This is a genomic window from Cellulomonas sp. ACRRI, assembly GCF_022346185.1.
GTDB lineage: Bacteria > Actinomycetota > Actinomycetes > Actinomycetales > Cellulomonadaceae > Cellulomonas.
The window spans coordinates 1-3893 of record NZ_JAKRMS010000210.1; the positions used below are offsets into that span (position 1 = coordinate 1).

The 3893-nt window shown below is 78.0% G+C and carries 3 protein-coding genes; all 3 read right to left on the reverse strand.

The window, feature by feature from the left end:
* Nucleotides 1–81: 81 nt before the first annotated feature.
* Entirely contained in the window at nucleotides 82–1176 is a 1095-nt protein-coding gene (locus MHY85_RS20430; RefSeq protein WP_239200169.1) for a sugar kinase, read from the reverse strand.
* A 209-nt stretch (nucleotides 1177–1385) separates the two neighbouring features.
* Complete coding sequence (locus MHY85_RS20435; protein ID WP_239200172.1) at nucleotides 1386–2414, reverse strand: LacI family DNA-binding transcriptional regulator; 1029 nt, start codon at nucleotides 2412–2414, stop codon at nucleotides 1386–1388.
* A gap of 35 nt (nucleotides 2415–2449) precedes the next feature.
* A partial coding sequence (locus tag MHY85_RS20440) for a Gfo/Idh/MocA family oxidoreductase (RefSeq protein ID WP_308191457.1) occupies nucleotides 2450–3893 on the reverse strand: 1444 nt, incomplete at its 5' end.

Consider the following 3893-nt stretch of genomic DNA (forward strand, 5'->3'; position numbering starts at 1 on the left):
AGCCGGGGGCGTGCGGCGGGGCGGGGGCGCGCAGCGCTGCGGCGGCCCCGCGCGTGGCCGGTCGGCCGCGGCCGGCGCGGCTCACCACGCGATCCCCGCCGGCCGCAGCGCCGCGGCGTCGCGGACCTCGTCGAGCCGGGCGCGCGCCGCGTCGCCGGGCGTCGTCATCGCCAGCGCGCCGGACGCGACCCCGAGGTCGAGCGCCTGCGGGAGCGGGGCGCCGCGGAGCAGCCCGGCGACGAGCCCCGCGGCGAACGCGTCGCCCCCGCCGACCCGGTCGAGGACCTCCACCTCACCGTGCCCGACGGAGGCGTGCACCCCGTCCGCCGCGGACCACGCGAGCGCGCCCCAGCCGTTGCGGGACGCGGAGCGCACCGCGCGGCAGGTGGTCGCGATCACGCGCACGCCCGGCGCGACCGCGCGGATCCGCGCGACCCCGCGCTCGAACGCCTCCCGGGCGGCCACCGGGTCCTCGGCCGGCGGGTCGTCCACGTCCGGGAACAGGTCCCACGCCGAGCCGATCAGCACGTCGCACCCGGCGGCGAGCGCCCGCGCGGTCGCGCACGCCTGCGCGCGACCGCCGCGGCCCCGCCACAGCGAGGGGCGGAAGTTGGTGTCGACGGACACCGGGACGCCGCGCCGCCGGGCCTCGCGGGTGGCGTGCAGCGCCGTGGCGGTCGTGCTCGGCGACAGCCCCGCGAACACGCCGCCGGTGTGGAACCAGCGCGCGCCCGTCAGCACGGCGCCCCACGGCACGTCCGCCGGTGCGAGCCGGGACGCGGCCGTCCGCGCGCGGTCGGAGACCCCCACCGCGCCGCGGGCGCCGTGCCCGCGCTCGGTGAAGTTCAGCCCGTTCCGGGCGGGAACCGGTCCCCCGGTGGGCAGCCAGCGCACCCAGCGGGTGTCCACGCCGGAGGCCAGCACCAGGTCCTCGACCAGCCGGCCCACCTCGTCGTCGACGAGGGCGGTGACCACCGCGGTCCGCAGGCCGAACGCCGTGCGCAGCGCCCGGGCGACGTTGTACTCCCCGCCGCCCTCGTGCGGCGTGAACGTGCGGGCCGAGCGGATCCGTGCCTCCCCGGGGTCCAGCCGGAGCATCACCTCGCCGAGCGCGACGACCTCGGGGGGCCGGTCGCCCGGTGGCGCCGCGGGCCGCGGGGAGAACGGGGACGGCATGACCTCACCTCGCTGTCGGGATCACCGGCAACCTACCGGAGAAACCGGTTCCTCGACACCCCCACCGGCGCCCGCCGGAGCCGGCGAGGGGGCGGGCGGACGGGCACGCACCCGCGACCTACGCCGTCCGGCGCCACCCTCGCCGATCGTCGCGGGCGAGGCCGGAGACGGCAGGCGGGACCGAGCGGGGCGCGGCTCCCCGCTCCGCGTCAGCCGGCCGCCGGCGCGGGGGCCGACGACGCCCGGGTGAGCAGGACGGCCGGCAGGACCTCCGCGGCGCCCTGCACGTCCACCCCGTCGACGGGCGCCGGCTCCGGGTCGCCGGCGATCCGGGCGTGCAGCCGGGCCCACGCGCGGGCGCCGATCTGGTCGTACGGCACGTGCACCGTGGTCAGCGAGGGCGTCGCGTACCGCGCCAGCTCGATGTCGTCGAAGCCCACCACCGACAGCGTGCCGGGCACGTCGACCCCGAGCTCGTGCAGGTGCCCCAGCAGCCCGAACGCCACCTGGTCGTTGTACGCCACCACGGCCGTCGCCTGGGTGGCGAGCGCCGCGTGCGCGAGGGCGTACCCCTCGGCGACCGTCGCGCCGCACGCCAGCGTGAAGAACCGCACGTCCCCGAAGGCGACCCGCGCCCGCCCCAGCCCGTCCAGGCGCGCGACGTTCGACGGGCTGGAGTCGGGCCCCGACAGGTAGGCGATCGCCCGGTGCCCGAGGCCCACCAGGTGCTCGACGACCCCGTACATCGCCGGCGAGTAGTCGACGTTGACGCTCGGGGTCGCGGACCCCGGCACGGTGCGGTTCACCAGGACGACCGGGGCGACCTCGTCCAGGACCTCGCCCAGCACCTCCTGCGACATCCGGGGCGCGACGATGACCAGCGCGTCGCACCGGGCGCGGGTGCTGCGCACGATGTCGGCCTCGTCGCGGCCCGGCCCGGCCGTCTCCGCGACGACGACGCTGTACCCGTGCCGGTGCGCCCCGTCGGCGACCGCGCGGAGCACCGCCTGGAACATCGGGTTCGCCAGGTCCGGCACGACGATGCCCACCGCGAGGGTCCGCCCGAGGGACAGCGAGCGGGCGGTGACCGAGGGGCGGTAGTGCAGCTCCGCCGCGGCGGCGCGCACCCGGCGGGTCAGCTCGGCGTCGACCGTGCTGCCGTTCATCACGCGCGAGACCGTCGCCCGGGAGACCCCCGCGGCCGTCGCGACGTCGCTGATGGTCGCGCCCGTGCGCATCGGTCGGCTCCCTTCCGCCGGGCACGTGCTGCGGCTCAGCGCACGGCGCCCAGGTCGAGTGCGCCGATGCTAACAGCGCGCCCGGTCCGCAGGGACTCGCCGGCCGCGATCCCGACGGACACCGCGCGCAGCCCGTCACGGTATCCGGCGGCGCGGCCCAGCGGGTCGGGCTCGAGGCGGAGGTCCCGGCGGAACACGTCCCGGAGCAGCAGGGCGTCGCCGCCACCGTGCCCGCCCTCCCCCCGCGGGATCGGCACCTCGCGGGCACCCTCCCAGTGCCGCTGCACCACCAGGTGCTCGCCCTCCGGCCGGGACGCCGCGACCGGGACGGCGCCGGGCGTGGCCGACGGGTCGAGCACGACGCGCCCCTCCGCGTCGACCGACACCGCGCCGCGCTCGACGACGGTCAGCTCGGCGCGCCCCTCGGTCCCGTTGACCGCGACGGAGTACCCCTCCCACGGGCAGTGGGCGTTGAGGGCGTAGGTCATCGAGACGCCGGACCGGTAGTCGACCACCAGCGACAGGTTGTCCTCGATGCTGATGCCGTCGGTGAACACGTCCCGGTCGCGCAGGTAGCCGTCGTGGTGCTCGGCGTCGAGGTAGAGGCCCGTCAGCCGCCGGTCCGCGCGCAGGTCGAGCGCCCAGGGGTCGCCCGCGGTGCCGGTGCCGCGCTCGGGCCGCGGCCCCAGCCCGCGGGCCCGCGCGTTGTCGCGCCCGTAGAACCGCAGGCCCCCGGAGGCGAACACCCGCTCCGGCTCGTCCCCGAGCCACCAGCCGACCAGGTCGAAGTGGTGCGACGACTTGTGTACCAGCAGGCTCCCGGAGCGCTCGCGGTCGCGGTGCCACCGGCGGAAGTAGTCCGCGCCGTGCACGGTGTCCAGGAGCCACTCGAAGTGCACGCTCGTCGGTCTGCCGATCGCCCCGGACGCGATGACCTCGCGCAGCGCGGAGTTCCGCGGCGCGTACCGGTAGTTGAAGGTCATGACGAGGTCGCGGCCCGTGGCGGCCACCGACGCGGCGATCGCCCGGCACCCGTCGGCCGTGGTGGCCATCGGCTTCTCCAGCACCACGTCCGCGCCGGCGGCCTGCGCCCGGGTGACGTGCTCCGCGTGCAGGTGGTCGGGCGTCGTCACCACCACCACGTCGACCGCCTGCTCCGCGACCATCCGCTCGAGGTCGGCCGGTGCGTAGCGCGGCAGGCCCGCCGGGCCGCCGAGCCCGAGCGCGGCGCCGACCTCCGCGTCGTAGAAGTCGATCCGCCCGGGGTTCGGGTCGCACCAGGCCACGAGCTCGGCGACGTCGCGGTGCGCGCCGGTGATCGCGTCCACGTACATGCCGGCCCGGTGCCCGGTGCCCAGCACCGCGTACCGGCGCCGCGGCCTGCCGGGCGGGACGGGCGCGAACCGCGGCGTGACGACGGCGTCCGGGCGCGAGGAGGCGGAGGCGGGCGGCCGGGGGGCCGTCGGGTTCTGGTCGAGC